We start from the raw sequence: 834 nt of genomic DNA on the forward strand, positions 1-834 counted from the left end.
CGATAGATGCGTTCGGTCAAGGGAGGACATCATGCGGAAAATCCTGGTATCGGCATTGCTGCTCACGGCAGCGTCGTTCGCGACCGGCGCTCATGCATTGGACAGCGGCGGAACCCCGGTCGTCGTGACGCCGCTCGCGTCACGCACCACCACGGCATCCGGCCAGCCGATCACGCTGCCGCAGAAGAACGTGCAGGTGCTGGTCTCGACCTATGACATCGCGCCCGGCGCGACCTTGCCGGTCCATCGCCATCCCTTCCCGCGCTACGCCTATGTCCAGGCTGGAACGCTGAAGGTCACCAATGTCGAGACCGGCAACAGCAACACCTACAAGACCGGCGATTTCATCGTCGAAATGATCGGGCAGTGGCACCAGGCCACCAACATTGGCGATGGGCCGGTCAAGCTCCTGGTGATCGATCAGGTCGAGGAAGGCGCCAAGAATACGGAATTGCGCCAGTAGCCGCCAGGCTGCAGGTGCCCCGAGGGCGGGAAGGCAATGCGCCGCCCGCCCCTCGCCTCGCGGCAGCCCCAGCGCTTAGCCCCAGGCGCCAACCGGCTGCCGGGTCGCTGCGTTCAGCCTGTTGAAGGCGTTGATCAGCGCGATCTGGATGACCAGCGCGGCAAGGGCCTTTTCATCATAATGGCGGGCCGCTTCGTCCCAGACATCGTCCGGCACCGCGTCCGGCCGGTCGGCCAGTCTGGTGCCGGCTTCGGCCAGCGCCAATGCCGCACGTTCGGCGTCAGTGAAATACGGCGTCTCGCGCCATGCCGCCAGCGCAAAGATGCGCTCGTCCTTTTCTCCGGCCTTCTTCAGTTCGCGCGCATGCATGT

General features: G+C 64.9%; 2 protein-coding genes. One reads left to right on the forward strand and one right to left on the reverse strand.

The window, feature by feature from the left end; translation table 11 throughout:
- Window positions 1–31: 31 nt before the first annotated feature.
- Window positions 32–463, forward strand: a complete 432-nt coding sequence (locus tag EOA36_RS36345; RefSeq protein WP_127281308.1) for a cupin domain-containing protein — start codon at window positions 32–34, stop codon at window positions 461–463.
- Between the two features lie 75 nt (window positions 464–538).
- Here the strand turns inward: EOA36_RS36345 and EOA36_RS36350 are convergent.
- Window positions 539–834, reverse strand: a 296-nt coding sequence (locus EOA36_RS36350; RefSeq protein WP_145969549.1) for a carboxymuconolactone decarboxylase family protein, incomplete at its 5' end; no start/stop codon positions are given.

The organism is Mesorhizobium sp. M8A.F.Ca.ET.021.01.1.1, assembly GCF_003998025.1.
In the GTDB taxonomy this organism is placed as follows: Bacteria; Pseudomonadota; Alphaproteobacteria; order Rhizobiales; family Rhizobiaceae; genus Mesorhizobium.

Coding starts and splice junctions, on each gene's coding strand:
- EOA36_RS36345 (WP_127281308.1), top strand. CDS start 32: ATGCGGAAAATCCTGGTATCGGCATTGCTGCTCACGGCAGCGTCGTTC.